This is a genomic window from Pseudomonas solani (genome assembly GCF_026072635.1).
In the GTDB taxonomy this organism is placed as follows: domain Bacteria; phylum Pseudomonadota; class Gammaproteobacteria; order Pseudomonadales; family Pseudomonadaceae; genus Metapseudomonas; species Metapseudomonas solani.
Genome location: NZ_AP023081.1, coordinates 4,342,972 through 4,365,724 on the forward strand (window position 1 = coordinate 4,342,972; position 22,753 = coordinate 4,365,724).

General features: G+C 68.0%; 19 protein-coding genes. 12 read left to right on the forward strand and 7 right to left on the reverse strand.

Going from position 1 to position 22,753, the window contains the following annotated elements:
* Positions 1-2 precede the first annotated feature (2 nt).
* The gene (locus tag PSm6_RS19800; protein WP_043245877.1) at positions 3-1,796 is read right to left on the reverse strand and encodes an acyclic terpene utilization AtuA family protein; all 1,794 of its coding nucleotides are present in this window, start codon (positions 1,794-1,796) and stop codon (positions 3-5) included.
* A gap of 208 nt (positions 1,797-2,004) precedes the next feature.
* Here PSm6_RS19800 and PSm6_RS19805 point away from each other — a divergent pair, with 208 nt between their 5' ends.
* The 3 genes from PSm6_RS19805 (at position 2,005) to PSm6_RS19815 (ending at position 4,373) form a co-directional block, all read left to right on the forward strand.
* Positions 2,005-2,628, forward strand: coding sequence for a TetR/AcrR family transcriptional regulator (locus tag PSm6_RS19805; protein ID WP_184489342.1), 624 nt, complete (start codon positions 2,005-2,007; stop codon positions 2,626-2,628).
* 54 nt (positions 2,629-2,682) lie between these two features.
* Positions 2,683-3,477 carry a substrate-binding periplasmic protein gene (locus PSm6_RS19810; RefSeq protein ID WP_265168033.1) on the forward strand — a complete coding sequence of 265 codons (795 nt, stop codon included), beginning with the start codon at positions 2,683-2,685 and terminating at the stop codon, positions 3,475-3,477.
* Between the two features lie 86 nt (positions 3,478-3,563).
* A complete protein-coding gene (locus PSm6_RS19815; RefSeq protein WP_043245875.1) occupies positions 3,564-4,373 on the forward strand; it encodes a substrate-binding periplasmic protein in 810 nt (269 codons plus the stop codon).
* Here PSm6_RS19815 and PSm6_RS19820 read toward each other — a convergent pair.
* From PSm6_RS19820 to eat, 5 genes are all read right to left on the reverse strand, one after another.
* Positions 4,324-5,082 (reverse strand): CPBP family intramembrane glutamic endopeptidase, encoded by a 759-nt coding sequence (locus tag PSm6_RS19820; protein ID WP_021222857.1) that lies wholly within the window; start codon positions 5,080-5,082, stop codon positions 4,324-4,326. The genes PSm6_RS19815 and PSm6_RS19820 overlap by 50 nt on opposite strands.
* A gap of 50 nt (positions 5,083-5,132) precedes the next feature.
* The gene (locus PSm6_RS19825; protein WP_021222856.1) at positions 5,133-5,300 is read right to left on the reverse strand and encodes a DUF2897 family protein; all 168 of its coding nucleotides are present in this window, start codon (positions 5,298-5,300) and stop codon (positions 5,133-5,135) included.
* A gap of 836 nt (positions 5,301-6,136) precedes the next feature.
* Complete coding sequence (gene eutC, locus PSm6_RS19830) at positions 6,137-6,892, reverse strand: ethanolamine ammonia-lyase subunit EutC (protein ID WP_021220387.1); 756 nt, start codon at positions 6,890-6,892, stop codon at positions 6,137-6,139.
* The gene (locus PSm6_RS19835; protein WP_265168034.1) at positions 6,892-8,283 is read right to left on the reverse strand and encodes an ethanolamine ammonia-lyase subunit EutB; all 1,392 of its coding nucleotides are present in this window, start codon (positions 8,281-8,283) and stop codon (positions 6,892-6,894) included. Before PSm6_RS19835 ends, eutC begins: the two co-directional genes overlap by 1 nt.
* An 81-nt stretch (positions 8,284-8,364) precedes the next feature.
* Complete coding sequence (gene eat / locus PSm6_RS19840) at positions 8,365-9,735, reverse strand: ethanolamine permease (protein ID WP_265168035.1); 1,371 nt, start codon at positions 9,733-9,735, stop codon at positions 8,365-8,367.
* A 537-nt stretch (positions 9,736-10,272) separates the two neighbouring features.
* Between eat and PSm6_RS19845 the strand changes: the two genes are divergently transcribed.
* The 7 genes from PSm6_RS19845 to glsB all read left to right on the forward strand — a co-directional run bounded on the left by PSm6_RS19845 (position 10,273) and on the right by glsB (position 19,504).
* Positions 10,273-10,362, forward strand: coding sequence for a K(+)-transporting ATPase subunit F (locus tag PSm6_RS19845; protein ID WP_021220384.1), 90 nt, complete (start codon positions 10,273-10,275; stop codon positions 10,360-10,362).
* Between the two features lie 8 nt (positions 10,363-10,370).
* Positions 10,371-12,068 carry a potassium-transporting ATPase subunit KdpA gene (gene kdpA / locus PSm6_RS19850; RefSeq protein WP_043245872.1) on the forward strand — a complete coding sequence of 566 codons (1,698 nt, stop codon included), beginning with the start codon at positions 10,371-10,373 and terminating at the stop codon, positions 12,066-12,068.
* Positions 12,069-12,079: 11 nt separating this feature from the next.
* The gene (gene kdpB / locus PSm6_RS19855; RefSeq protein ID WP_265168036.1) at positions 12,080-14,137 is read left to right on the forward strand and encodes a potassium-transporting ATPase subunit KdpB; all 2,058 of its coding nucleotides are present in this window, start codon (positions 12,080-12,082) and stop codon (positions 14,135-14,137) included.
* 48 nt (positions 14,138-14,185) lie between these two features.
* Positions 14,186-14,737: a potassium-transporting ATPase subunit KdpC gene (gene kdpC, locus PSm6_RS19860; RefSeq protein ID WP_021220381.1), complete on the forward strand. Its 552-nt coding sequence runs from the start codon at positions 14,186-14,188 to the stop codon at positions 14,735-14,737.
* Positions 14,734-17,400 (forward strand): DUF4118 domain-containing protein, encoded by a 2,667-nt coding sequence (locus PSm6_RS19865; protein WP_265168037.1) that lies wholly within the window; start codon positions 14,734-14,736, stop codon positions 17,398-17,400. Before kdpC ends, PSm6_RS19865 begins: the two co-directional genes overlap by 4 nt.
* Before the next feature lie 123 nt (positions 17,401-17,523).
* Positions 17,524-18,216 carry a response regulator gene (locus PSm6_RS19870; RefSeq protein WP_021220379.1) on the forward strand — a complete coding sequence of 231 codons (693 nt, stop codon included), beginning with the start codon at positions 17,524-17,526 and terminating at the stop codon, positions 18,214-18,216.
* Positions 18,217-18,595: 379 nt separating this feature from the next.
* On the forward strand, positions 18,596-19,504 hold the full coding sequence (glsB, locus tag PSm6_RS19875) for a glutaminase B (protein WP_021220377.1): 909 nt from the start codon (positions 18,596-18,598) through the stop codon (positions 19,502-19,504).
* Position 19,505: 1 nt separating this feature from the next.
* Here glsB and PSm6_RS19880 read toward each other — a convergent pair whose 3' ends face one another.
* Complete coding sequence (locus PSm6_RS19880) at positions 19,506-20,528, reverse strand: patatin-like phospholipase family protein (protein ID WP_021220376.1); 1,023 nt, start codon at positions 20,526-20,528, stop codon at positions 19,506-19,508.
* Positions 20,529-20,729: 201 nt separating this feature from the next.
* Between PSm6_RS19880 and PSm6_RS19885 the strand changes: the two genes are divergently transcribed.
* Positions 20,730-21,008: a hypothetical protein gene (locus tag PSm6_RS19885; RefSeq protein ID WP_021220375.1), complete on the forward strand. Its 279-nt coding sequence runs from the start codon at positions 20,730-20,732 to the stop codon at positions 21,006-21,008.
* A gap of 288 nt (positions 21,009-21,296) precedes the next feature.
* Positions 21,297-22,730: an MFS transporter gene (locus PSm6_RS19890; RefSeq protein WP_265168039.1), complete on the forward strand. Its 1,434-nt coding sequence runs from the start codon at positions 21,297-21,299 to the stop codon at positions 22,728-22,730.
* Positions 22,731-22,753: the final 23 nt, after the last annotated feature.

Below are 22,753 nucleotides of genomic sequence, written 5' to 3' on the forward strand. Positions count from 1 at the left end.
GCTTATCCTTTCAGGCTGTCGGCCAGGGCGCGGGGCACCGGCACGGGGAATTCGAGGAGTTGCTGGGCGAAGGCCTTGCCTTGCGGGTCGATGCGCAGGCTGGCGACGCCGCCGCCGCCCAGGGCGTTCTCCAGGAGGAAGTTGAGGCTGTGGGTGCCGGGCAGGTACCAGCGCTGCACTTGCCCGGTCTGCGGGTCGAGCACATGGCTCATCCAGTCCACCACCGCTTCGCGGGTCAGCGCCTCGGCGATCCAGGGCAGGTAGTCGGGGTGGCGCGCCATGACGCCGATGTTGCTGTGGTTGCCCTTGTCGCCGGAGCGGGCCACCGCCAGTTTCACCAGCGGCACGCTGGCATCCGCCTGGCCCTGGGGCGCGGGCGGGGTGGCGGCCTCGGCCAGCGCGGCGGCGTCGAAGGCCTGCAGCGACGGCAGCTCGACACCCTGGCGTGCCTCGCCGAGGGTGACTTCCAGGGCGCAGGCCGATTTATCCACCAGGAAGGAAAACAGGCGGATCACCGGGTACACCGTGGGCCGGCCGCCGACGATGCCGGTCAGGCCCGGAGCCATGCCGGTGGCGGCCTGGGCGATCTCGCGGGAGAACAGGATCAGCGCTTCCTTCTTGGCATGGCGCACGCCCAGCTTGACCACGACTTCGCGGTTGTCCTTGCGCTGGCCGTGGGGCCCGTAGGTGGCCTCGCTGCCCAGCAGTTCGATGTTCACCTCGCGGTAGGGCCCCCAGCCGCGGGCGGCGAAGATTTCCTCGGTCTTGGCGATGATCGCGCGGCTCACGCGCTCGGCCTTCTTCACCGCGTCGATGCCGGCGATCAGGCAGCTGGCGGTGCAGCGGAAGCCGTCGGGGTAGGTGGCGCTGACCTTGTACTGGTCGGTGGGCGCCAGGCCCCGGGCGCCGGCGACGCTGACGCGGTGCTCGCCGGCCTGGGCCAGTTCGACGCCGGTGAAGTCGCAGATCACATCGGGCAACAGGTAGGCGCGCGGGTCGCCGATCTCGTAGAGCATCTGCTCGCCGACGGTGAAGGGGCTGACCAGGCCGCCGGTACCGGGGGCCTTGGTGACGATGAAGCGGCCATCGGCCTCGACTTCGACGATGGGGAAGCCGATGTGCTCGTAGTCGGGCACCTGTTCCCAATCGGTGAAGTTGCCGCCGGTGCATTGGGCGCCGCACTCGATGATGTGGCCGGCGAGGGCGGCCTGGGCGAGCTTGTCGTAGTCGTTCCAGGCCCACTTGAACTCATGCACCAAGGCGGCGCTGACCACGGCGCTGTCCACCACGCGGCCGGTGATGACGATGTCGGCGTCCTGCTCCAGGGCGGCGACTATGCCTGGCGCCCCCAGGTAGGCGTTGACCGAGACGCACATGGGCGGCAGCGGCGCGCCGCTGAACATCTCGCTGACGCCGGCCTTGCCCAGGGCGGAGAGCTGGGGTTGCAGGTTATCGCCGTGGAGCACGGCGATCTTCAGTTGCACGCCGGCCTTTTCGCAGGCCGCCGCCAGGGCCGCCGCGCAGGCCTGGGGGTTGACCCCGCCGGCGTTGCTGATGACGCGGATCTTCTTCTCCGCCAGGGTCGGCAGCAGGGGCGCCAGCACCTCGACGAAGTCGGTGGCGTAGCCCTCGTCGGGCTTCTTCATGCGCGCCCCGGCGAGGATCGACATGGTGATCTCGGCCAGGTAATCGAACACCAGGTAATCGAGCGGTGCGCCATGCACCAGCTGGGCGGCGGCGGTGGAGGTGTCGCCCCAGAAAGCGGAGGCGCAGCCGATGCGTACGGTTTTAGTCATTGTCTTGTCCGCAACACACGAGGAATGTGTTGCGGACATTACCAAGCAAGCGCTTGGTTGAAAAGTGCCGTGTCGACGATTTTTACCCAAGCGCTTGCTTGGGCGTCTGGTGCAGCATAGATTTCACGAATCAAGACAAATACTTGCGGCCCATTCTTAAGTTGGATGGGCAGGCGCAGTGCAGCCGAGGTAGTGGGAACAGATGAGCCTGGACGATCAAAAAGCCCAAGAGGTGATGCGCGAACTGGTGGCCAGCGGCCAGATCACCGACCCGGAAAGCGCCCGTGGCAAGCTGCTGCAGACCGCCGCGCACCTGTTCCGCAGCAAGGGCTACGAGCGCACCACGGTACGCGACCTGGCCAGCGCCGTGGGCATCCAGTCCGGCAGCATCTTTCATCACTTCAAGAGCAAGGACGAGATCCTGCGTTCGGTGATGGAGGAGACCATTCTCTATAACACCGCGCTCATGCATGCCTCGCTGGCGGAGGCGACGACCCTGCGCGAGCGGGTGCTGGCGCTGATCCGCTGCGAGCTGCAGTCGATCATGGGCGGCACCGGCGAGGCCATGGCGGTGCTGGTCTACGAATGGCGTTCGCTGTCGGAGGAGGGCCAGCGCTACATCCTCGAACTGCGCGACACCTACGAGCTGCTCTGGCTGGAGGTGCTCGGCGAGGCCAAGGTCCAGGGTTACTTCAATGCCGACCCCTTCATCCTGCGGCGCTTCCTCACCGGTGCGCTGTCCTGGACCACCACCTGGTTCCGTCCCGAAGGGCCGATGACCCTCGACCAGCTCTGCGAGGAAGCCCTGTCACTGGTGATCAAGGAAGTCTGAGGGCCCTTGAGCTAGTCTTGCCCTCGTGCCGGTTTCCTCTTGTACGGGGCGTCGATGTCTGCCGTTCGGCTTGTTTTCTCGGGTGTTCTGCTGCTCGCGCTGTGCCTGTCATGCAGCAGCGCGTCAGCGGCGCGACCCCGAGAAATCCTCGTTGGCGGCTATCACTTCCCGCCCTACCTGATAAAGCCCGAAGAGCAGGAACCGGGCCTGACCCCCGACCTGGTGGCGCAGCTCAATCGGCTCCAGGCGCGTTTCCATTTCAGCATCGTGCCGACTTCGGCCGCGCGCCGTTACCGTGACCTGGAGCAGGGCCGCTATGACCTGATGCTGTTCGAGGACCCGGACTGGGGCTGGAACGGCGTGCGCTACCAGGGCATCGACATGCGCACCTCCGATGCCGAGGTCTACATCGCACGCACACAGCCGGGGCGCGGGCAGGCTTTTTTCGATGACCTGGCCGGCAAGCGCCTGGCGCTCTACAACGGCTATCACTACGGTTTCGCCGGCTTCAATGCTGATCCCGAGTACCTCTTCAAGCGCTTCTCCGCCACGCTGACCTACTCCCACGACAGCAATCTGCTAATGGTTTTGCACGGTCGTGCCGATATAGCCGTGGTCACGCGCTCCTACCTTGATCTGTTGTTCGCCAGGGAGCCGGCGCTGCGCGACAACCTGCTGGTTTCCCGACGGATCGATCAGGAATACCATCTGTACGCAATGCTGCGTCCAGATGCGCCGATCACCCGCGATGAGATGGCCGGTTTGCTCCAGAACTTGCAGGACGACGAGGCATTCCAACGGCTGCTGGCCAAGTACCGGCTGACGTTCAAGAAAAACGACCGACGATGAACGAGCGGCGCGATATCGGGGACACCATGGTTTTTGCATCAGCCTGCCAGGCAGGCCTTCGCTACGGATCGGCGAGATGGGGATTTATGGATTCTCTCTGCCATGCACTGTTGGCCGTGCTGTTTCTGGCCGCTTGTGGCAGCGCCCAGGCGACTGAGCTGGTGCGGGTCGGCGGCGCGCACTTTCCCCCTTACGTGATCAAGCCCGAGTCGGAGGCCGCCACCGGCCTGCTGCCAGAGCTGCTGGCCGCGTTGAACCGCGCCCAGGGCGAGTACGAGTTCGTCATGCTGCCGACGGCGATCCCCCGGCGCTTCCGCGACTTCCAAACCGGCCGCATCGACATGGCGGTGTTCGAGAACCCTGACTGGGGCTGGCAGGACATCCCCGGCGCGCGCATCGACATGGGCCTGGAGGATGCCGAGGTGTTCGTCGCCCAGTCCCAGCCGACCCGCAGCCAGGACTACTTCCGCACCCTGGCCGGCAAGCGCCTGGCGCTCTACAGCGGCTATCACTACGGTTTCGCCGGCTTCGATGCCGACCCGGAATACCTGGTGCGCGAATTCAATGCGCTGATGACCTATTCCCACGACAGCAACCTGCTGATGGTGCTGCGCGGGCGGGCGGATATCGCGCTGGTGACCCGTTCCTACCTGGGCATGTACCTGGAGCGGAACCCCGAGCAGAAGGCTCAGTTTCTGGTTTCCACCCGGGTCGACCAGAACTACCGCCACTACGCCTTGTTGCGGCCCGGCGCGGCCATCACCCCCGAGCGCTTCACTGTGCTGCTGGACCTGCTGCGGGCCAGCGGCGAGCTGCAGCGCATCTTCGGGCGCTACCAGATCCAGGTCACCCCAGCTTCACTGGATAGCTCAGTAATGCCAGATGGCAGAGATTGACCGCCAGGTGCAGCGCCATCGCCACCCCTAGCCGCCCGCTGAAATGGAAGGCCAGCCCGTAGCCGAGGCCGGCCACCGTCGCCACCGCCGCGAACAGCGGGCTGAACGGCAGGTGCACCGCGCCGAACAGCAGCGCGGTGAGCCCGACTCCGGCCCAGGCACCCAGGCGTGAAACCAGCGCGCCCTGCAACAGGCCGCGGAACACCAGCTCCTCCGCCAGCACCACCGCCAGCAGGTTCACCGGCAGCCAGCGCCACACCAGCTCCGGCCATTTCGGCATCCAGTCCACGAGGTCCAGCCCCAGGGCCAGCGCCGGCACCGCCAGCAGGGTGGCGGCGGCCGTCACGGCGGTGGCCCGCCAGCGCGAGGCGATGGTGGGTGCCGTGCGCCCCAGCCACCAGGCCAGCAGTGCCATGCCCACCAGTGTCTTGTCCCAGGACAGGCGCAGGGCATAGGGCGGCGCGTCGGGGCTCAGGCGCAGCGGTTCGGCCAGGGGCAGGGGCGAGAAGCCGGGCACCAGGTGCGCGGCGAAGGCGATGCTGGCCAGCAGGGTGACGGGGAACCACAGGCGCGCGGGGAGTTTCGGCGCGGCGAGGACCCAGAAGGCATACACCAGCCCGAAGGCCAGGCCGGTATAGGACACCTGCCCGAAGCCGTGGCCCAGAGCGAGGGTGAACAGGGGCAGCAGGATCTGCAGATGGAGCGGCATGGCACCTCCTCGTATCGGTGCCGCACTTTACCCGCGTGTGCGGGCGGGTGTCAGCGCTCCTTGGCTTCCTTGGCGTCCATCTCGGCGTTGCGTTCATGGATGCGCTTGAGCTGCTCCTCGGTCAGGGGCAGTTTCTTCGCCGTATCGCGCAGCATCATCAGGCCGCCGACGATGGAGCCGAGGGCGAGGATCAGGATCAGCCAGGCGTACCAGGGCATGGGAATCTCCTTTCGAGGTGGGCCGCTACTGTAATTCGAACGCGCCACGCTTGCCCCGTTCCCTTGGCGTTTGCTCGTGGCGATCGGTGATTGCCTGGACGACCGATCGCGAATGAATTCGCTCCCACGAAGAGCGGGCGAATGAATTGGCTCTGTCGGCGTTAGCTGTTGTGGTTTTAATGCAAGCGCTCAAGCTTGGCCTTTTCCGGGCGCCCAAGGGTTCGTGCCACCGCCACCCCATGGGTTTCGCTTCGCTCTACACCATCCTACGAAAGCCTGTGCGCACCACGTGGCGATGCGCTGGACGAAGAAAGGTGGGGCAGCCGCCAACGCCCCTCCAGGAGGCCGAACGCAGTCGTTGCGCCGGGGGACGAGCGGCATGGATGCCGCGAGAGGCGCGCCAGGCCATGGATGGCCCATCGCGCCGGCCCCCAGACGACGCTTGCGGCGAACGCACTTCAGTGCGGCCCGAAGGGCGAGCGTAGCGAGTAACGGCGATGGAGTGAGGGAACCCGACGCAGTCGGGCCGGATGATGGGGCAAGCCCTTTTGGTTCCTTTTAAGTGGTTCGGCATTCCGACGATTGTTAAAAGGGACTCGCCCGGGTGGGCGAAACCAGAAGTACCAACAAAACTCAGCAATCAGCTGGACTCAAATCCTCTAGCAACACTTAACGCAGACATAGCCAATGAATTCGCCCCTACAGAAAGTCGCCAGGACTGCGAGTTGGCGCGAACGGCACCTGTAGGGTGTGCTGCGCGCACCGAGAAAGGTGATGCGCACTCCGATCTCCAGATCCAGCGACGCGGGCCGGGCCGGGCAGGTGGGTGGCCTGCCTCAATCCAGCTGCGCCACCGGCTGCAGGTTGCTGTCGTCCTTCAGGCTCACCCCGGAGAGCTGCAGGCGCAGCGCCTCGCGGGCCAGGTAGTCGAGCTTGATGGCCGCCAGGGCATAGGGCAGCCCCTCGGGGCGTACGTTGGAGATGCAGTTGCGTTCGCTGTCCATGCGCCCGACGCGGGGCTGGTAGGTGAGGTACAGGCCCAGGCTGTCGGGGGAGGTGAGGCCCGGGCGTTCGCCGATCAGCATCACCACCAGTTGTGCTCGCAGGGCTTCGCCGATGCCGTCGCCGATGGCCACCCGGCCCTGTTCGGCGAGCACCACCGGGGTGTTCGCCCAGTCGGTGGCGAAGCGTTCGCGGAACAGCTCCAGCAGCGGCAAGGCGTGGCGTTGCACGGCGATGGAGGAGAGCCCGTCGGCGATCACCACCGCCAGCTCCGGGGCGGGTGCCTCGGCGTACAGGCGGGCCTGGCAGTCGTCGTGGAGGCGGCGGCCGCGGTCCGGGCGCAGCAGGTAGGCCTGGCGGTCCTCGGCGTCGCTGCGCACCTGCAGGGTGCGGAAGCCGGCGGCCTTGAGCTGTTCGTCCAGGGCGGCGAAGTCCAGCGGGTGGTGCACCGCGTCGCGGGCCTGGGCGTGGGCCAGGCCGAAGCGCAGCACCTCGGCGGTGGGCAGGCTGGAGCCGACCCGGCCGAGGGCGATGCGGGCGGAGGTGTGGGCGCGGAGTTCGTCCCAGGGGTTGTGCTGCACCAGTTTCATCAGGCGGCTCCCAGTCGTGGCAGGTCCTTGAGCAGGGCGTGGCCCTTGCCGATCTCGCGCAGGCGCCCGGAGGGCTCGGTGATGGCCATGCGCAGCAGCCAGTCCTCGTACTCCGGCGCGCGCTTCAGGCCCAGCACGGAGCGCAGGTAGAGGGCGTCGTGGAAGGAGGTGCTCTGGTAGTTGAGCATGATGTCGTCGGCACCGGGGATGCCCATGATGAAGGTGATGCCCGCCGCGCCCAGCAGGGTGAGCAGGGTGTCCATGTCGTCCTGGTCGGCTTCGGCGTGGTTGGTGTAGCAGACGTCGCAGCCCATGGGCACGCCGAGGAGCTTGGCGCAGAAGTGATCCTCCAGCCCGGCGCGGATGATCTGCTTGCCGTCGTAGAGGTACTCCGGGCCGATGAAGCCGACCACGGTGTTGGTCAGCAGCGGGCGGAACTCCCGGGCCACGGCATAGGCACGCACTTCGCAGGTCTGCTGGTCGACGCCGTGGTGGCCACCGGCGGAGAGGGCGCTGCCCTGGCCGGTCTCGAAGTACATGACGTTGTCGCCCAGGCTGCCGCGCCCCAGCGAAAGCGCCGCTTCGTGGGCTTCCTTGAGGATGGCCAGGGAGACGCCGAAGCTCGAATTGGTCTTCTCGGTGCCGGCGATGGACTGGAACACCAGGTCGATGGGCGCGCCGGCCTCGATGGCCTGGATCTGCGTGGTGACGTGGGTGAGCACGCAGTTCTGCATGGGAATGGCGAAGTGCTCGCGCACCTCGTCCATCATCTGCCACAGGCGCATCAGGGTCGGCAGCGAGTCACTGGCCGGGTTGATGCCCACCACCGCATCGCCCGAGCCGTAGAGCAGGCCGTCGAGCATGCTGGCGGCGATGCCGCGCACGTCGTCCGTGGGGTGGTTGGGCTGCAGGCGCACCGAGAGATGGCCCGGCAGGCCGATGGTGTTGCGGAAGCGGGTGATCACACGGCATTTCTTTGCCACCAGGATCAGGTCCTGGTTGCGCATCAGCTTGCTCACCGCGGCGATCATCTCCGGGGTCAGGCCCCAGCGCACGGCCTCCAGGGTGGCGGAATCGGTGCTGTCCAGCAGCAGCCAGTCGCGCAGGTCGCCCACGGTCAGGTGGCTGATGGGGGCGAAGGCGGCGATGTCGTGGCGATCGATGATCAGCCGGGTGACCTCGTCCTCCTCGTAGGGGATCAGCGCCTCGTCGAGAAAGCGCTTGAGCGGCACCTCGGCCAGGGCCAGCTTGGCGGCCATGCGTTCTTCATAGGTGGCGGCGGCGACCCCGGCCAGGTAGTCGCCCGAGCGGGCGGGGCTGGCCTTGGCCAGCAGGGTCTTGAGGTCGGCGAAGCGGTAGACCTGGGCGCCAACGGTGGTCTGGTAAGGCATCACGGCCTCCGGCAGGGAACAGGCGGCAGAAAAGACGAGGCCCGGCGGACCGGGCCTCGTGGCTTGAGCATAGAGCCTTTGTCAGGCGGCATCACCTGTCAGCAGCGCATCGGCCGGGGCGCTGGCGCGATGGTGGGCGGTGAACTGGAACCAGACGAAGCCCACCGCCATGAAGCCGAGGAAGATCAGGCCGATGGTGGTGTTGAACCAGGCCATGGCGATCAGGCAGACCACCGCCAGCACCAGGGCGATGCCTGGGACTATGGGATAGCCCGGCGCGCGGAAGCTGCGCTCCAGGCTCGGCTCGCTCTTACGCAGCTTGAACAGGCTGAGCATGCTCATGATGTACATGACGATGGCACCGAACACGCTCATGGTGATCATCGCGGCGGTCAGGGTCATGCCCTGCAGGTTGATCAGGCCGTCGCTGTAGATGGCGGCGATGCCCACCAGGCCGCCGGCGATGATGGCGCGGTGCGGGGTCTGGAAGCGCGACAGCTTGGCCAGGCCACGGGGCAGGTAGCCGGCGCGGGCCAGGGCGAAGAACTGCCGCGAGTAGCCGAGGATGATGCCGTGGAAGCTGGCCACCAGGCCGAACAGGCCGATCCACACCAGCATGTGCAGCCAGCCGGAGTTCTCGCCCACCACGGCCTTCATGGCCTGGGGCAGCGGGTCGTTGATGTTCGACAACTGGGTCCAGTCGCCCACGCCACCGGCGAAGACCATCACCCCGAGGGCCAGGGTCACCAGGGTGAGGATGCCGGCGATGTAGGCCTTGGGAATGGTGCGTTTCGGGTCCTTGGCTTCCTCGGCGGCCATGGCCGCGCCCTCGATGGCGAGGAAGAACCAGATGGCGAAGGGGATGGCGGCGAAGATGCCGGAGATGGCCGCGCCGCCGAACTCGTTGCTGCCGGCCCAGCCATTGAGCACGAAGTTGCTGAAGCTGAAGCCCGGCGCCACCACGCCCATGAACACCAGCAGCTCCGCCACGGCGAGCACGGTGACCACCAGTTCGAAGGTGGCGGCGATGCTGACGCCGAGGATGTTCAGGGTCATGAACACGAAGTAGGCACCGACCGCCGCGTGCTTGGGATCGAGCCCGGGGAACTGCACGTTGAGGTAGGCGCCGATGGCCATGGCGATGGCCGGCGGGGCGAAGACGAACTCGATCAGGGTGGCGAGGCCGGCCACCAGCCCGCCTTTCTCGCCGAAGGCGCGACGGCTGTAGGCGAAGGGTCCGCCGGCGTGGGGGATGGCGGTGGTCAGCTCGGTGAAGCTGAAGATGAAGCAGGTGTACATGGCCGCGACGATTAGCGCGGTCACCAGGAACCCGAGGGTCCCCGCCACGCCCCAGCCGTAGCTCCAGCCGAAATATTCGCCGGAAATCACCAGGCCCACCGCGATGCCCCAGAGGTGCAGGGTGCCGAGGGTCGGCTTGAGTTGCAGGGTCATAAAGCCTCCGAGAATGGAATGAACGCAGACGGGGCTGTGTTTGCAGTGGCCATGCCAGTTCGCCCCATCAGGTCGCAAAGGCCCGCGAAACGTCGTTTGCGGGATGCTTCGGCACCTGATCGCCGCCGTTCGTGACTCGCAATGGTGCGCGCAAGGGTTGTAACCAATCGTTTCGGTGCACTGGTCTAGGCCAGTGTGACGGTTGTGTGACCGCTATATGGCCGCTACCCGGTAACCCTGTAGGGACGAATTCATTCGCCCGAGGGGTACGGAGCGATCCTTTGGCTGGGAGGTGTTTGCAGGGCCGCATGGGTTTCGTTTCACTCTACCCATCCTACGGACTCGCCATCATTCGTAGGATGGGTAGAGCTCCGCGAAACCCATCGATGCAGGCATGCCAGGTCCCCGGGAGACCAGGAAAATCGCGTTCTTTACGCTTTCTTTATGCCCCGCCCCCGGTCCCCGTCTCGTCCCTTTACGCCCCTCCTGCCGAGAATTCCTCCAAAGCGGCGCAGTCCGCATACCGGAGCAACAGTCATGAGCATTCTCGACGGGTTGTCCCTGGCAATGGCCACGGGGCTTTTCATCTACTTGCTGGTCGCGCTGCTGCGCGCCGAACGCAGCTAGGGGGCGTCATGCAAGTACAGGACTACGGGCTGATTCTGGCCTTCTTCGTGCTGGTGCTGGTGCCAGCGCCTTTCATCGGCCGCTTCATCCATCGCGCGATGGAGGGGCAGCGCACCTTCCTCACGCCGCTCTTCGCTCCCGTCGAGCGTTTCTGCTACCGCATCGCCGGGGTCGATCCCCATAGCGAGCAGGACTGGAAGACCTACACCGTCGCGCTGCTGCTGTTCAACGCAGCCGGCCTGGCGCTGCTGTTCTCCATCCTCATGCTGCAGGGCATGCTGCCGCTCAATCCGCAGAAGCTGCCGGGCCTGGAATGGACCCTGGCGTTCAACACTGCCGTCAGCTTCGTCACCAACACCAACTGGCAGGCCTACAGCGGCGAGGCGAGCCTGAGCTATTTCAGCCAGATGGTCGGCCTGGGTGTGCAGAACTTCGTCAGCGCCGCCGTCGGCCTCTGCGTGCTGGTGGCCCTGGCCCGTGGCATCAGCCGTCGCAGCACCGACAAGCTCGGCAACTTCTGGGTCGACCTGACCCGCGGCACCCTCTACGCGCTGCTGCCGCTGTGCCTGTTGCTGGCGCTGTTCCTGGTCTGGCAGGGCGTGCCGCAGACCTTCCTCGACTACGTCAGCGTCCACACCCTGGCCGGCACCGACCAGGTGGTCCCGCTCGGCCCGGCGGCCAGCCAGATCGCCATCAAGCAACTGGGCACGAACGGTGGTGGTTTCTTCGGCGTCAACTCCGCGCACCCGTTCGAGAACCCCAGCGCCTGGAGCAACTTGCTGGAAATGGCGTCGATCATCCTGATCCCCGCCGCCCTGGTGTTCACCTTCGGCCACTACGTCAAGGATCTGCGCCAGAGCCGCGCGCTGCTGGCGACCATGCTGATCCTGTTCGTCATCGGCCTGGGCGTGACCCTGTACAGCGAGTTCCAGCCCAACCCGGCCCTGGCCGCGCTGCCCATCGAGCAGTCCGGTTCCCTGGAGGGCAAGGAGAGCCGCCTCGGCATCACCGCCTCGGCACTCTGGGCGGTGACCACCACGGCTGCGTCCAACGGCTCGGTGAACTCGATGCACGACAGCTTCAGCGCCATCGGCGGGATGATCCCGATGTTCAACATGATGCTCGGCGAGGTGATCTTCGGCGGCGTCGGCGCGGGCCTCTACGGCATGCTGCTGTTCGTGCTGATCGCCGTGTTCCTCGCCGGCCTGATGATCGGTCGCACCCCTGAATACCTCGGCAAGAAGCTGGAGGCCCGCGAGGTACGCCTGCTGGTGGCGACCCTGCTGGTGATGCCGATCGGCGTGCTGGTGTTCTGCTCCCTGGCGGTGAGCCTGCCAGGCCCGGCGGCCTCCATCACCAATCCCGGCGCGCACGGTTTCAGCCAGGCGCTGTACGCCTACACCTCGGGATCTGCCAACAACGGCTCGGCCTTCGCCGGCTTCGGCGCCAACACGCCGTTCCATAACGTCATGATCGGCCTGGCGATGCTGCTCGGCCGCTTCGGCTACATCCTCCCGGTACTGGCCATCGCCGGCAGCCTGGCGGCCAAGCAGCGCGCGCCGGTGGGTGGCAACAGCTTCCCCACCCACGGCCCGCTGTTCGTCACCCTGCTGACCCTGACCATCCTCCTGGTCGGTGGCCTGACCTTCCTCCCGGCATTGGCCCTGGGGCCGATTGCCGAACACCTCGCGCTGATCGGCCTTTAAGGGAGACCCGCATGAACGCCCCTATCCAGGCGCCGAAGAATGGCGCCAAGCAGCAACAACCCCGTACCGCCATCGCCGCGCTGTGGAAGCCGGCGCTGGTGCAGGCCTTCGCCAAGCTCGACCCGCGCCAGCTCAAGCGCTCGCCGGTGATGCTGGTGGTGGAACTGACCGCCGTGGTCACCACGGTGCTGTGCTTCATCCCCAACCCGGCGGTGTCCACCGGCCTGGCGGTGCAGATCGCCCTGTGGCTGTGGTTCACCGTGCTCTTCGCCAACTTCGCCGAGGCCCTCGCCGAAGGCCGTGGCAAGGCCCGCGCCGACAGCCTCAAGGCCGGCAGCCAGGGCCTCAGCGCCCGCCGTCGTGCTGCCTCCGGGCAGTTCGAGACGGTGGCCGCCAGCAGCCTGCGTCGTGGTGACCTGGTGCGCGTCGAGGCCGGTGAGCTGATCCCCGGCGACGGCGAGGTGGTCGAAGGCATCGCCGCGGTCAACGAGGCCGCCATCACCGGCGAATCCGCGCCGGTGATCCGCGAGTCCGGCGGTGACCGCTCGGCGGTCACCGGCAACACCCGCGTGGTCTCCGACTGGTTGCTGGTGAAGATCACCGCCAACCCGGGCGAGTCGACCCTGGACCGGATGATCGCCCTGGTGGAGGGCGCCAAGCGCCAGAAGACCCCCAACGAGGTGGCGCTGGACATCCTGCTGATCGGCCTGACGCTGATCTTCCTGCTGGTGGTCGCCACCCTGCAGCCCTTCGCCCGCTTCGCCGGTGGCGACCTGCCGCTGGTGTACCTGGTGGCGCTGCTGGTGACCCTGATCCCCACCACCATCGGCGGCCTGCTTTCGGCCATCGGCATCGCCGGCATGGACCGCCTGGTGCGCCTCAACGTCATCGCCAAGTCCGGCCGTGCCGTGGAGGCGGCGGGCGACGTGCACGTGCTGCTGCTGGACAAGACCGGCACCATCACCTTCGGCAACCGCCGTTGCAGTGCGCTGGTCAAGGCACCGGGCGTGAGCGGCAAGGAACTGTCCGACGCCGCGCTGCTGGCATCGCTGGCCGACGACACGCCGGAAGGCAAATCCATCGTCGAGTACCTGCGCGCCCTCAGCGCCATGGTCGAGCCGGCTCGCGATGAGGTCACCGCCATCGCCTTCAGTGCCGAGACCCGCCTCTCCGGGGTGGACTGGAACGGCCGCAGCTACCGCAAGGGTGCGGTGGACGCGGTGCTGGCCTGGGTCGGCATGAGCCGCGCCGAGATGCCCGAGCAGCTGTCCCGCGAGATCGACCGGATCGCCCAGAGCGGCGGCACCCCGCTGCTGGTGGCGGCCGATGGCAAGCTGCTGGGCGGAATCCACCTCAAGGACGTGGTCAAGCCCGGCATCCGCGAGCGCTTCGCCGAGCTGCGGCAGATGGGCATCCGCACCGTGATGGTCACCGGCGACAACCCGCTGACCGCCGCCGCCATCGCCGCCGAGGCCGGGGTGGACGACGTGATCGCCGAAGCCACGCCGGAGAAGAAGCTGGCGCGCATCCGCCAGGAGCAGGGCGAGGGCAAGATGGTCGCCATGTGCGGTGACGGCGCCAACGACGCCCCGGCGCTGGCCCAGGCCGATGTCGGCCTGGCGATGAACGACGGCACCCAGGCCGCCCGCGAGGCCGCCAACCTGGTGGACCTGGATTCCGACCCGACCAAGCTGCTGGACGTGGTGCAGGTGGGCAAGGAGCTGCTGGTGACCCGTGGGGCACTGACGACCTTCTCGGTGGCCAACGACGTGGCCAAGTACTTCGCCATCCTCCCGGCGCTGTTCGCCGGCATCTACCCGCAGTTGGGCGTGCTCAACCTGATGCAGCTGCGCAGCCCGCAGAGCGCCATCCTCTCGGCCATTGTGTTCAACGCGCTGATCATCATCGCGCTGATCCCCCTGGCCCTGCGCGGGGTGCGCGTGCAAGCCGCCGACGCCGCCAGCCTGCTGCGCCGCAACCTGCTGATCTACGGCCTGGGCGGGCTGGTGGCGCCCTTCATCGGCATCAAGCTGATCGACATCCTGCTCACCGCCCTGCACCTGGTCTGACGCCTTTCCCCTCTCCACGGAGAGGGGACTTAATCCGAGGAACTGAATATGCTTACGCAACTCCGTCCCGCCCTGAGCCTGCTGGCCCTGATGACCCTGATAACCGGCGTTGCCTACCCGCTGTCCGTCACCGCTGTCGCGCAACTGGCCTTCCCGGCGCAGGCCAACGGCAGCCTTGTGCGCGACGCCAAGGGCGATGCACGCGGCAGCCTGCTGCTGGCGCAGCAGGTGGAGGGGGCCCAGTGGTTCCAGCCACGCCCCTCGGCCGGTGGCTATGCCACGGTCGCCAGCGGTGCCAGCAACCTGGCCCCGAGCAACCCGGCGCTGGCCGAGCGCATCGCCAAGGACGCCGCCGAGCTGGGCGCGCTGGGGCAGGGCCCGGTGCCCATGGCCCTGGTCACCACTTCCGGCAGCGGCCTCGATCCGCACCTGCCGCTGGCCGCTGCGCGCTACCAGATCCCGCGCATCGCCGAGGCGCGGGGCATTCCCGCCGCGACCCTGGAGCGCCTGGTGGAACAGCAGGCCGAGCGCCCGCTGATCGGGCCAGCGGTGGTCAACGTGTTCGCCCTCAACCTGCGACTGAACGAGATGCCTGAATGAGTGATGCCGGCCGTGCCGATGCGTTGTTGGCCGAACTGCCGCGCGAGGGGCGCGGCCGGCTGAAGGTCTTCCTCGGCGCCGCACCGGGCGTGGGCAAGACCTTCGCCATGTTGCAAGCCGCCCAGGCGCAGTTGCGCCAGGGCGTCGACCTGCGTGTCGGCGTGGTCGAGACACACGGCCGCGCCGAGACCGAGGCGATGCTCACCGGGCTGCCCCAGCAGCCGCTGCGGCGCCTGGAATATCGGGGCGTGCCGCTGACCGAGATGGACCTGGACGGCATCCTCGCCGCGCCGCCGAAGCTGGTGCTGGTGGACGAGCTGGCCCACAGCAACGCCCCCGGCAGCCGCCACGCCAAGCGCTGGCAGGACGTGCAGGAGCTGCTCGCGGCCGGCATCGACGTCTACACCACCGTCAACGTCCAGCACCTGGAAGCGCTCAACGACCAGGTGTTCGACATCACCGGCGTGCAGGTGCGCGAGACCCTGCCGGACTGGGTGCTGCAGGAGTCCGACGAGATCCTTCTCGTCGACCTGCCGCCCCGCGAGCTGCTGGAGCGCCTGCGCGAGGGCAAGGTCTACGTGCCCGAGCAGGCCCGCGCAGCCATCGACGCCTTCTTCTCCCAGACCAACCTCACCGCCCTGCGCGAGCTGGCCATGCAGACCGCTGCCGCGCGGGTCGATGCCGATCTCAACCGCCGCTACCGCCAGCAGGGCCAGGAGGCGCCGACGGTGCGTGGCCGCCTGCTGGTGGGCGTGGACGGCAGCGAGCAGGCCGAGCGCCTGGTGCGCCACGCCTGCCGCGTGGCCGAGCGCCGCCACCTGCCCTGGAGCCTGGTACACGTGGACACCGGCGGCACGCAGAGCGAGGAGGCCCGAACGCGCCTGCAGGCGGCCCAGCAACTGGCCGAGCGCCTGGGCGGCGAAGTGGTGACCCTGCGCGCCGAGGGCGTGGCCAGTACCCTGATCGAACACGCCAACGAGCGCCGCGCCAGCTTGCTGCTGGTGGGCCGCAGCCGCCAGCGCCTGCGCCGTCGCTGGCTCGGGCGTGGCGTGGCGGAGCGCCTGCTGCGCCAGGCCGAGGGGCTGGAGATCAGCGTGCTGGACACGGACGCCGACGCGAGCGCCCCCAGCGCCCGGTCGCGTCACCCGGTGCCACTGGCCGACTACGGCATGGCCCTGGGCGCCGCGCTGGCGGCCACTGCCCTGGGCTGGGGCGCCTACCAGGTGCTGGCGCTGCCGAACATCTCCCTGGTGTTCCTCGCCGCCGTATTGCTGGTGGCGGTGCGCAGCAGCCTGGGCCCGGCACTGCTCTGTGCCGGTGTATCGTTCCTGGCCTACGACTTCCTGTTCATCCCACCGACCTTCTCCCTGACCATCGCCCGCCAGGAAGACGTGCTGACCCTGCTGTTCTTCCTGCTGATGGCTGGGCTCACCGGCAACCTGGCCTCGCGCCAGCGCCGCCAGTTGCAGGCCCTGCGTGCCACCCAGACGGAAACCACTGCGCTGCTCGACCTCTCGCGCAAGCTCACCGCCGCCACCGACCGTCAGGCCGTGCTCAGCGTCGCCGCCCAGCAGTTCACCCCCTGGACCGACGTCGAGGTGTGCCTGCTGGCGCGCAGCCGTGACGGCGTGTGGAAGGTCGAGGCCGGCGTACAGCGCCTGCTGGCCGACCAGGAGCGTGCGGCGGCGGAGTGGTCCTGGCAGCACGATCAGGTGGCCGGGCTCGGCACCGGCACCCTGCCCAGCGGGCGCTGGTGGTGGCTGCCGTTGTCCGGCGAGGAGGGCCCGCTGGCATTGCTCGGGGTCAGCCCGCGTGACGGTGCACCGTTGCCCGCCGAACGCCGCCGATTGCTGTCCGCCCTTGGCCAGCCCCTGGCCCAGGCGCTGGCACGCGCACAGCTGGCCGAGGACCTGGAGGCCGCGCGCCTGCACGGCGAGACCGAACAGCTGCGCAGCGCGCTGCTGGCCTCCGTTTCCCACGACCTGCGCACGCCGCTGACCGCCATGCGCGGCTCCATCGACAGCCTGTTGGCCCTCGGCGAGGCGATCCCCCAGGAGGACCGCCGCGAGCTGCTGGAGGGCACAAGGGATGAGGCCGAGCGCCTCGACCGCTACATCCAGAACCTGCTGGACATGACCCGCCTCGGCCATGGCGGCCTCAAGCTGGCCCGCGACTGGGTGGCGCCGGTGGACATAGTCGCCAGTGCCCTGCAGCGCCTGCGCCCGGTGCTGGCGCCGCTGAAGGTGGAGACCGAACTACCCACCGAGTTGCCCCTGCTCTATGTCCACGCCGCACTGATCGAGCAGGCGCTGGTCAATGTGCTGGAGAACGCCGCGCGCTTCTCGCCGACCCAGGGCCGCCTGCGCGTGGCGGTGACGGCCGACACCGAGGAGCTGCGCTTTGCCGTCAGCGACCAGGGCCCCGGTATCCCGGCCGCGGAGCGGGAGAAGATCTTCGACATGTTCTACACCGCCGCCCGTGGCGACCGGGGCGGGCAGGGCACCGGCCTGGGCCTGGCCATCTGCCAGGGCATGGTCGGCGCCCACGGCGGCCGGGTGACGGTGGGCGAGGGGCTCGAAGGCAAGGGCACCACCCTGACCCTGCACCTGCCGCTGCACCCGCAGCCGGTGCTGGAGGAGGAGGTGGGTGATGGCCCGCTGTAGGGGCGAATTCATTCGCCATGCGGACCGCAGGACCGCCGCGTGCGACCCGGTGCGGCGTTGCCGCCCTGGGCGAATGAGTTCGCCCCAACACGATGCGGTAGCCAACGGATTTCGAAGGACAAGATGACGACCAACCAACCAACCCTCCTGGTCATCGACGACGAGGCGCAGATCCGCAAGTTCCTGCGCATCAGCCTCGCGGCCCAGGGCTACAAGGTGCTGGAAGCGGCCAACGGCGCCGAGGGCCTGGCCCAGGCGGCGCTGGCGCGGCCGGACCTGGTGGTGCTCGACCTGGGCCTGCCGGACATGGACGGCAAGACGGTGCTGGCCGAACTGCGCGAGTGGTCGACGGTGCCGGTGCTGGTGCTCTCGGTGCGCGCCAGCGAAGGCGAGAAGGTGCTGGCCCTGGACGGTGGCGCCAACGACTACGTGACCAAGCCCTTCAGCGTGCAGGAGTTCCTCGCCCGGGTGCGCGTGCTGCTGCGCCAGGCCGGTGGCGGCGAGCAGCAGGAAGCGGTGGTCGAAAGCGGCCCGCTGAGCGTCGACTTCGCCTACCGCCGGGTGACCCTGGACGGCGCCGAGGTGGCGCTGACCCGCAAGGAGTACGCGGTGCTCGCCCAACTGGCGCGGCACCTGGGGCGGGTGGTGACCCAGCAGCAACTGCTCAAGGACATCTGGGGCCCGACCCATGTCGAGGACACCCACTACCTGCGGGTGGTGGTCGGCCACCTGCGGCAGAAGCTCGGCGACGACCCGACCGAGCCGCGTTTCATCGTCACCGAGGCCGGGGTCGGCTATCGCCTGCGCGAGGGCTAGCAGGATTCACTTCATAGGTTGGCGCCGAGCCTGCAAGGCCCAACGCCGCCAGGCGGTGCCCTCACCAATGAGGCCCCACTTTCGTAGGAGCGAGCTCTGCTCGCGAAGCTTCACGACGGGCGCGATGGCGGACGCTGCGTAGGGTGGATGGCGCTTCCTGCATCCACCAACCGGCGCTTCACCTCACGCATTCCCTGAGGGCGAACGCCTTGTCGAGCTTGCTTCAGCCCACTGCTCTGCTTCGACGGTGCCTTTGCCGCCTGGCCCACCTTCACCCCCCATTGCGAGCTGCACCTCATCTGCCTGTGTTGCGCAACGCGAATCCGTCGTCTAGCGCTTAATCCAGGCGCCTGGCGCCATTCGTTGCCGGAAGGAAGACATGCAACAACTGCTCGACGAAATCCTCGATGAGGTCCGCCCGCTGATCGGGCAGGGCAAGGTCGCCAGCTATATCCCGGCGCTGGCCGGCGTGCCGGCGAACCAGCTGGGCATTGCGGTGTACAGCAATGAGGGCCAGCTCTATTGCGCCGGTGACGGGCGCACGCCGTTCTCAATCCAGAGTATTTCCAAGGTGTTCAGCCTGGTGCAGGCGATCCAGCATTCCGGCGAGGACATCTGGCAGCGCCTGGGCCACGAGCCCTCCGGCCAGCCGTTCAACTCCCTGGTGCAGCTGGAGTTCGAGCGGGGCGTGCCGCGCAACCCCTTCATCAACGCCGGGGCGCTGGTGATCTGCGACATCAACCAATCGCGCTTCGCCGCACCGGCGTTGTCCATGCGCGACTTCGCCCGGCGCCTGAGCGGCAACCACTACCTGGTGGCCGACGAGGTGGTGGCGCGCTCGGAGTACCAGCACCGCGCGCGCAACGCCGCAGCGGCCTACCTGATGCAGTCCTTCGGCAACTTCCACAACGATGTGGAGGCGGTGCTGCGCAGCTACTTCCACCACTGCGCGTTGCGCATGAACTGCGTGGACCTGGCCCTGGCCTTCAGCTTCCTGGCCAACGACGGCGTCAGCCCCCACAGCGGCGAAACGGTGCTCAGCGCGCGGCAGACCAAGCAGGTTAACGCGCTGATGGCCACCAGCGGGCTGTACGACGAGGCGGGCAACTTCGCCTACCGCGTCGGCCTGCCGGGCAAGAGTGGGGTAGGGGGCGGCATAGTCGCGGTGGTGCCGGGGCGCTTCACCGTTTGCGTGTGGTCGCCGGAGCTCAATGAGTCCGGCAACTCGGTGGCGGGGATGGCGGCGCTGGAGAAACTCTCCGAGCGCATTGACTGGTCGATCTTCTGACTCAGTCCTGCTCGTACTTCTCCAGGGTGTCGCGGGCGATCTGGCGGCCCAGCTGGATCAGCTCCGGCGCCTTGTAGAACTCGAAGAAGCGGCATACGCGCTTGGGCACGTTGATCAGGACGTCCGGCGGGTAGCCGGCGATCTTGTACTGCGCCAGGGACGTCTGCATCACCTCGAAGCTCTGGTTGACCAGGTCCAGCAGCGAGGCCGGGCCGACGCTGGCGACCACCTGCGAGCCGCTGGCCGAGCTCGGCGCGCCTTCCTTCTGCGGTGCCGCTGCGGGCTGCTGGGCGCCGGGCTCCGCCGAGTCCTCCACCCAGGGATTGGCGATGGGCGCGGTAGCGCCTTCGAGCAGCAGTTCCTCGTCGATGCCGCGCTTGCGGAAGGGCAGGCGCTCGCCGAGGGAGCTCATCATCTGGTCGATGCGCCCCTTGAAGGCCGGCGGGCGCTCGATCACCGGCAGCTGGTACTGCTTCTGGTTGGTGGAGTTGAGGTTGACGGCGATGATCAGGTCGCAGTGGCTGGAGACCACCGGCACGATCGGCAGCGGATTGAGCAGGCCGCCGTCCACCAGCATGCGCGAGCCCTGCATCACCGGGGTGAACAGGCTGGGGATGGCCGCCGAGGCGCGCATGGCCTGGTGCAGGCAGCCTTCCTGGAACCAGATCTCCTGCTGGTTGGTGAGGTCGGTGGCGACCGCGGTGTAGGGGATCGACAGGTCTTCGATGTCGATGTCGCCGACGATCTCGCGGATGCGCCCGAACACCTTCTCGCCACGGATGGCGCCGAGGCGGAAGCTGACGTCGAGCAGGCGCAGCACGTCGAGGTAGTCCAGGCTTTCGGTCCACTCGCGGTACTCGCGCAGCTTGCCGGCGGCGTAGATGCCACCGACCACCGCGCCCATGGAGCAGCCGGCGATGCAGGCGATCTCGTAGCCCCGCGCTTCGATCTCCTCGATCACGCCGATATGGGCGTAGCCCCGGGCTCCCCCGGAGCCGAGGACCAGTGCGACACGCTTACTCATGGCTTCACCTTTTCCTACATAAGGCGCAGACGATACCTGTGGGAAAGGGCGAGGCCAAGTGAGTGCGGGCGCCGCTGTAGCCGTAATGCAACGGCGGGCTGCAAAGCTGCTGAGCAGGGCACGGCGGGGAATTTTTCCGGTTCCGTACCGTCTTAACCAGCATTAGACTCATGGCCATTTCACATCCCGAGGAGAACCCCCATGAAAGCCTGGATCAGCCTGCCCCTGATCGTCCTCATGCTTGCAGGTTGCGCCGCCAAGACGGCTTACCGCGACAGCTGCGCCAACCAGCTGGACGCGGCCTGGAAGGAACTCGACCTGGCCAAGGCCGAGGGCTTCTCCGGGACCGTCAGCTACTCCAAGGCGCTGAGCCTGCTGACCGCCGCCAAGACCCAGCAGCAGTTCGAGGGTTTCCAGGGCTGCACCGAGAAAGCCGACAAGGCGCGCTTCTACATCCGTGAGTCCCGCGCCGGGCGCTGATTCGCCAGGTCGTGCAGAAGCCGGGGCATGCCCCGGCTTTTTTGTGGGCGCTCGCAGGGCGGGTCTGTCACAGGGGGCCGTTCATGAATCGTCATGCCCACTAGCCTGGGTCATTCCGCCCCCCGTAGCCCGGGCTTCAGCCCGGGAACCCCGGTGTGCTCGCCCTGAGAGCGACACCTGGATAGCCAAGCCCTATCCCATTTATCAAAGAAATTTCTTGTTTAATTGGTCGCTGCGCTCCTAATATCCAAGCTGTTTCTTGCATAAATAAATCCGGAGAGATGCTTGATGGACACCACTGCCTCCCTCGATGCCCTGCCCACTGCCAGCTGGGGCGAACTGTTCAGCGGGCGCAACGGCCTGATGGCGGTGGCGCTCACCGGCGGCGTCGCCTTGCACGCCATCAACGTGCACATCGTCACCACGGTACTGCCGTCGGTGGTGCGCGAAATCGGCGGGCTCGACTGGTACGCCTGGAACACCACGTTGTTCGTGGTGGCCTCCATCGTCGGCGCGGCACTGGCCTCGCGCCTGCTCGCCGGTGGCGGCCCGCGCGGTGCCTGCCTGGCGGCGCTGGCGTTGTTCGCCCTGGGTTCGGTGGGCTGCGCGGCCGCGCAATCGATGCCCTGGATGCTCGGCGCCCGGGCGGTGCAGGGGCTGGGCGGCGGCCTGCTGGCGGCCTTGAGCTATGCCTTGATCCGCGTGGTGTTCGCGCCCCCGCTGTGGCCCCGCGCCGTGGCGCTGGTATCCGGCATGTGGGGCGTGGCGACGCTGTGCGGCCCGGCCGTGGGTGGCCTGTTCGCCGAAGCCGGGCACTGGCGCTGGGCCTTCTGGTCGTTGCTGCCGGTGGCGCTGGCCCAGGCGCTGTTGGTGCTGGTGCAGCTGCGCCCGCGTGCCGATGCCGCCGAGGCCGGTGCGGTGCCGGGAATTCCCTTCGTGCAGATCGGCCTGTTGGCCGCCTCGGTGCTGGCGGTGGCGGCGGGCAGCCTGTCGCCGCTGCTGCCGTTGCAGGCGCTGGGCGTGGCCCTGGGGCTGGCGCTCGGCGCGGCGGCCCTGGTCTGGGATCGCCGCGCCAGCGTTCGCCTGCTGCCGTCCGGCGGCGCTTCCCTGGCCACCGCGCTGGGCGCCGTGTACGCCTGCGTGGCGTTGCTGCTGGCGGGTACCACCACTGAAATCTTCGTGCCCTATTTCCTCCAGGTGCTGCATGGCCAGTCACCGCTGGTGGCGGGTTACCTGACGGCGGCCATGGCCGGCGGCTGGAGCCTGGGGTCGCTGCTGTCCTCGGGGCGCAGCGGTGGCGATGCGGCGCGCCTGTTGCGCGGTGGGCCGGTGCTTTGCGTGTTCGGCCTGCTGGCCCTGGCGGGGCTGATCCCGCTGGCCGGCGAACTGGACTACGGGCTGCGCACCCTGTTGGTGGGCCTGGCGCTGGCGGCGGTGGGCGCGGGCGTGGGCATCGGCTGGCCGCACCTGCTGACCCGGGTGCTGGAGCTGGCCCCGCGTGGCGAGGAGAACGCCGCCTCCACCGCCATCACCACCGTGCAGCTGTATGGCATGGCCGTCGGTGCGGCCCTTGCCGGCCTGGTGGCCAACGCCGCCGGGCTCAGCGTGCCGGGTGGCGTGGCCGGTGCACAGTCGGCGGCGATCTGGCTGTTCGCCGGGTTCGCCCTGGCACCGCTGCTGGCCGCCCTGTTGGCGCGTCGCGTGATCGGGGGCGCCCATTAGACGATCGCCGACTTTCCACGCGG

Bases quoted from the DNA above. Each gene is read 5' to 3' on its own strand.
- PSm6_RS19800 (WP_043245877.1), bottom strand. From the start codon at position 1,796: ATGACTAAAACCGTACGCATCGGCTGCGCCTCCGCTTTCTGGGGCGAC.
- PSm6_RS19810 (WP_265168033.1), top strand. From the start codon at position 2,683: ATGTCTGCCGTTCGGCTTGTTTTCTCGGGTGTTCTGCTGCTCGCGCTG.
- PSm6_RS19815 (WP_043245875.1), top strand. From the start codon at position 3,564: ATGGATTCTCTCTGCCATGCACTGTTGGCCGTGCTGTTTCTGGCCGCT.
- PSm6_RS19820 (WP_021222857.1), bottom strand. From the start codon at position 5,082: ATGCCGCTCCATCTGCAGATCCTGCTGCCCCTGTTCACCCTCGCTCTG.
- PSm6_RS19825 (WP_021222856.1), bottom strand. From the start codon at position 5,300: ATGCCCTGGTACGCCTGGCTGATCCTGATCCTCGCCCTCGGCTCCATC.
- eutC (WP_021220387.1), bottom strand. From the start codon at position 6,892: ATGAAACTGGTGCAGCACAACCCCTGGGACGAACTCCGCGCCCACACC.
- PSm6_RS19835 (WP_265168034.1), bottom strand. From the start codon at position 8,283: ATGCCTTACCAGACCACCGTTGGCGCCCAGGTCTACCGCTTCGCCGAC.
- eat (WP_265168035.1), bottom strand. From the start codon at position 9,735: ATGACCCTGCAACTCAAGCCGACCCTCGGCACCCTGCACCTCTGGGGC.
- PSm6_RS19845 (WP_021220384.1), top strand. From the start codon at position 10,273: ATGAGCATTCTCGACGGGTTGTCCCTGGCAATGGCCACGGGGCTTTTC.
- kdpA (WP_043245872.1), top strand. From the start codon at position 10,371: ATGCAAGTACAGGACTACGGGCTGATTCTGGCCTTCTTCGTGCTGGTG.
- kdpB (WP_265168036.1), top strand. From the start codon at position 12,080: ATGAACGCCCCTATCCAGGCGCCGAAGAATGGCGCCAAGCAGCAACAA.
- kdpC (WP_021220381.1), top strand. From the start codon at position 14,186: ATGCTTACGCAACTCCGTCCCGCCCTGAGCCTGCTGGCCCTGATGACC.
- PSm6_RS19865 (WP_265168037.1), top strand. From the start codon at position 14,734: ATGAGTGATGCCGGCCGTGCCGATGCGTTGTTGGCCGAACTGCCGCGC.
- PSm6_RS19870 (WP_021220379.1), top strand. From the start codon at position 17,524: ATGACGACCAACCAACCAACCCTCCTGGTCATCGACGACGAGGCGCAG.
- glsB (WP_021220377.1), top strand. From the start codon at position 18,596: ATGCAACAACTGCTCGACGAAATCCTCGATGAGGTCCGCCCGCTGATC.
- PSm6_RS19880 (WP_021220376.1), bottom strand. From the start codon at position 20,528: ATGAGTAAGCGTGTCGCACTGGTCCTCGGCTCCGGGGGAGCCCGGGGC.
- PSm6_RS19885 (WP_021220375.1), top strand. From the start codon at position 20,730: ATGAAAGCCTGGATCAGCCTGCCCCTGATCGTCCTCATGCTTGCAGGT.
- PSm6_RS19890 (WP_265168039.1), top strand. From the start codon at position 21,297: ATGGACACCACTGCCTCCCTCGATGCCCTGCCCACTGCCAGCTGGGGC.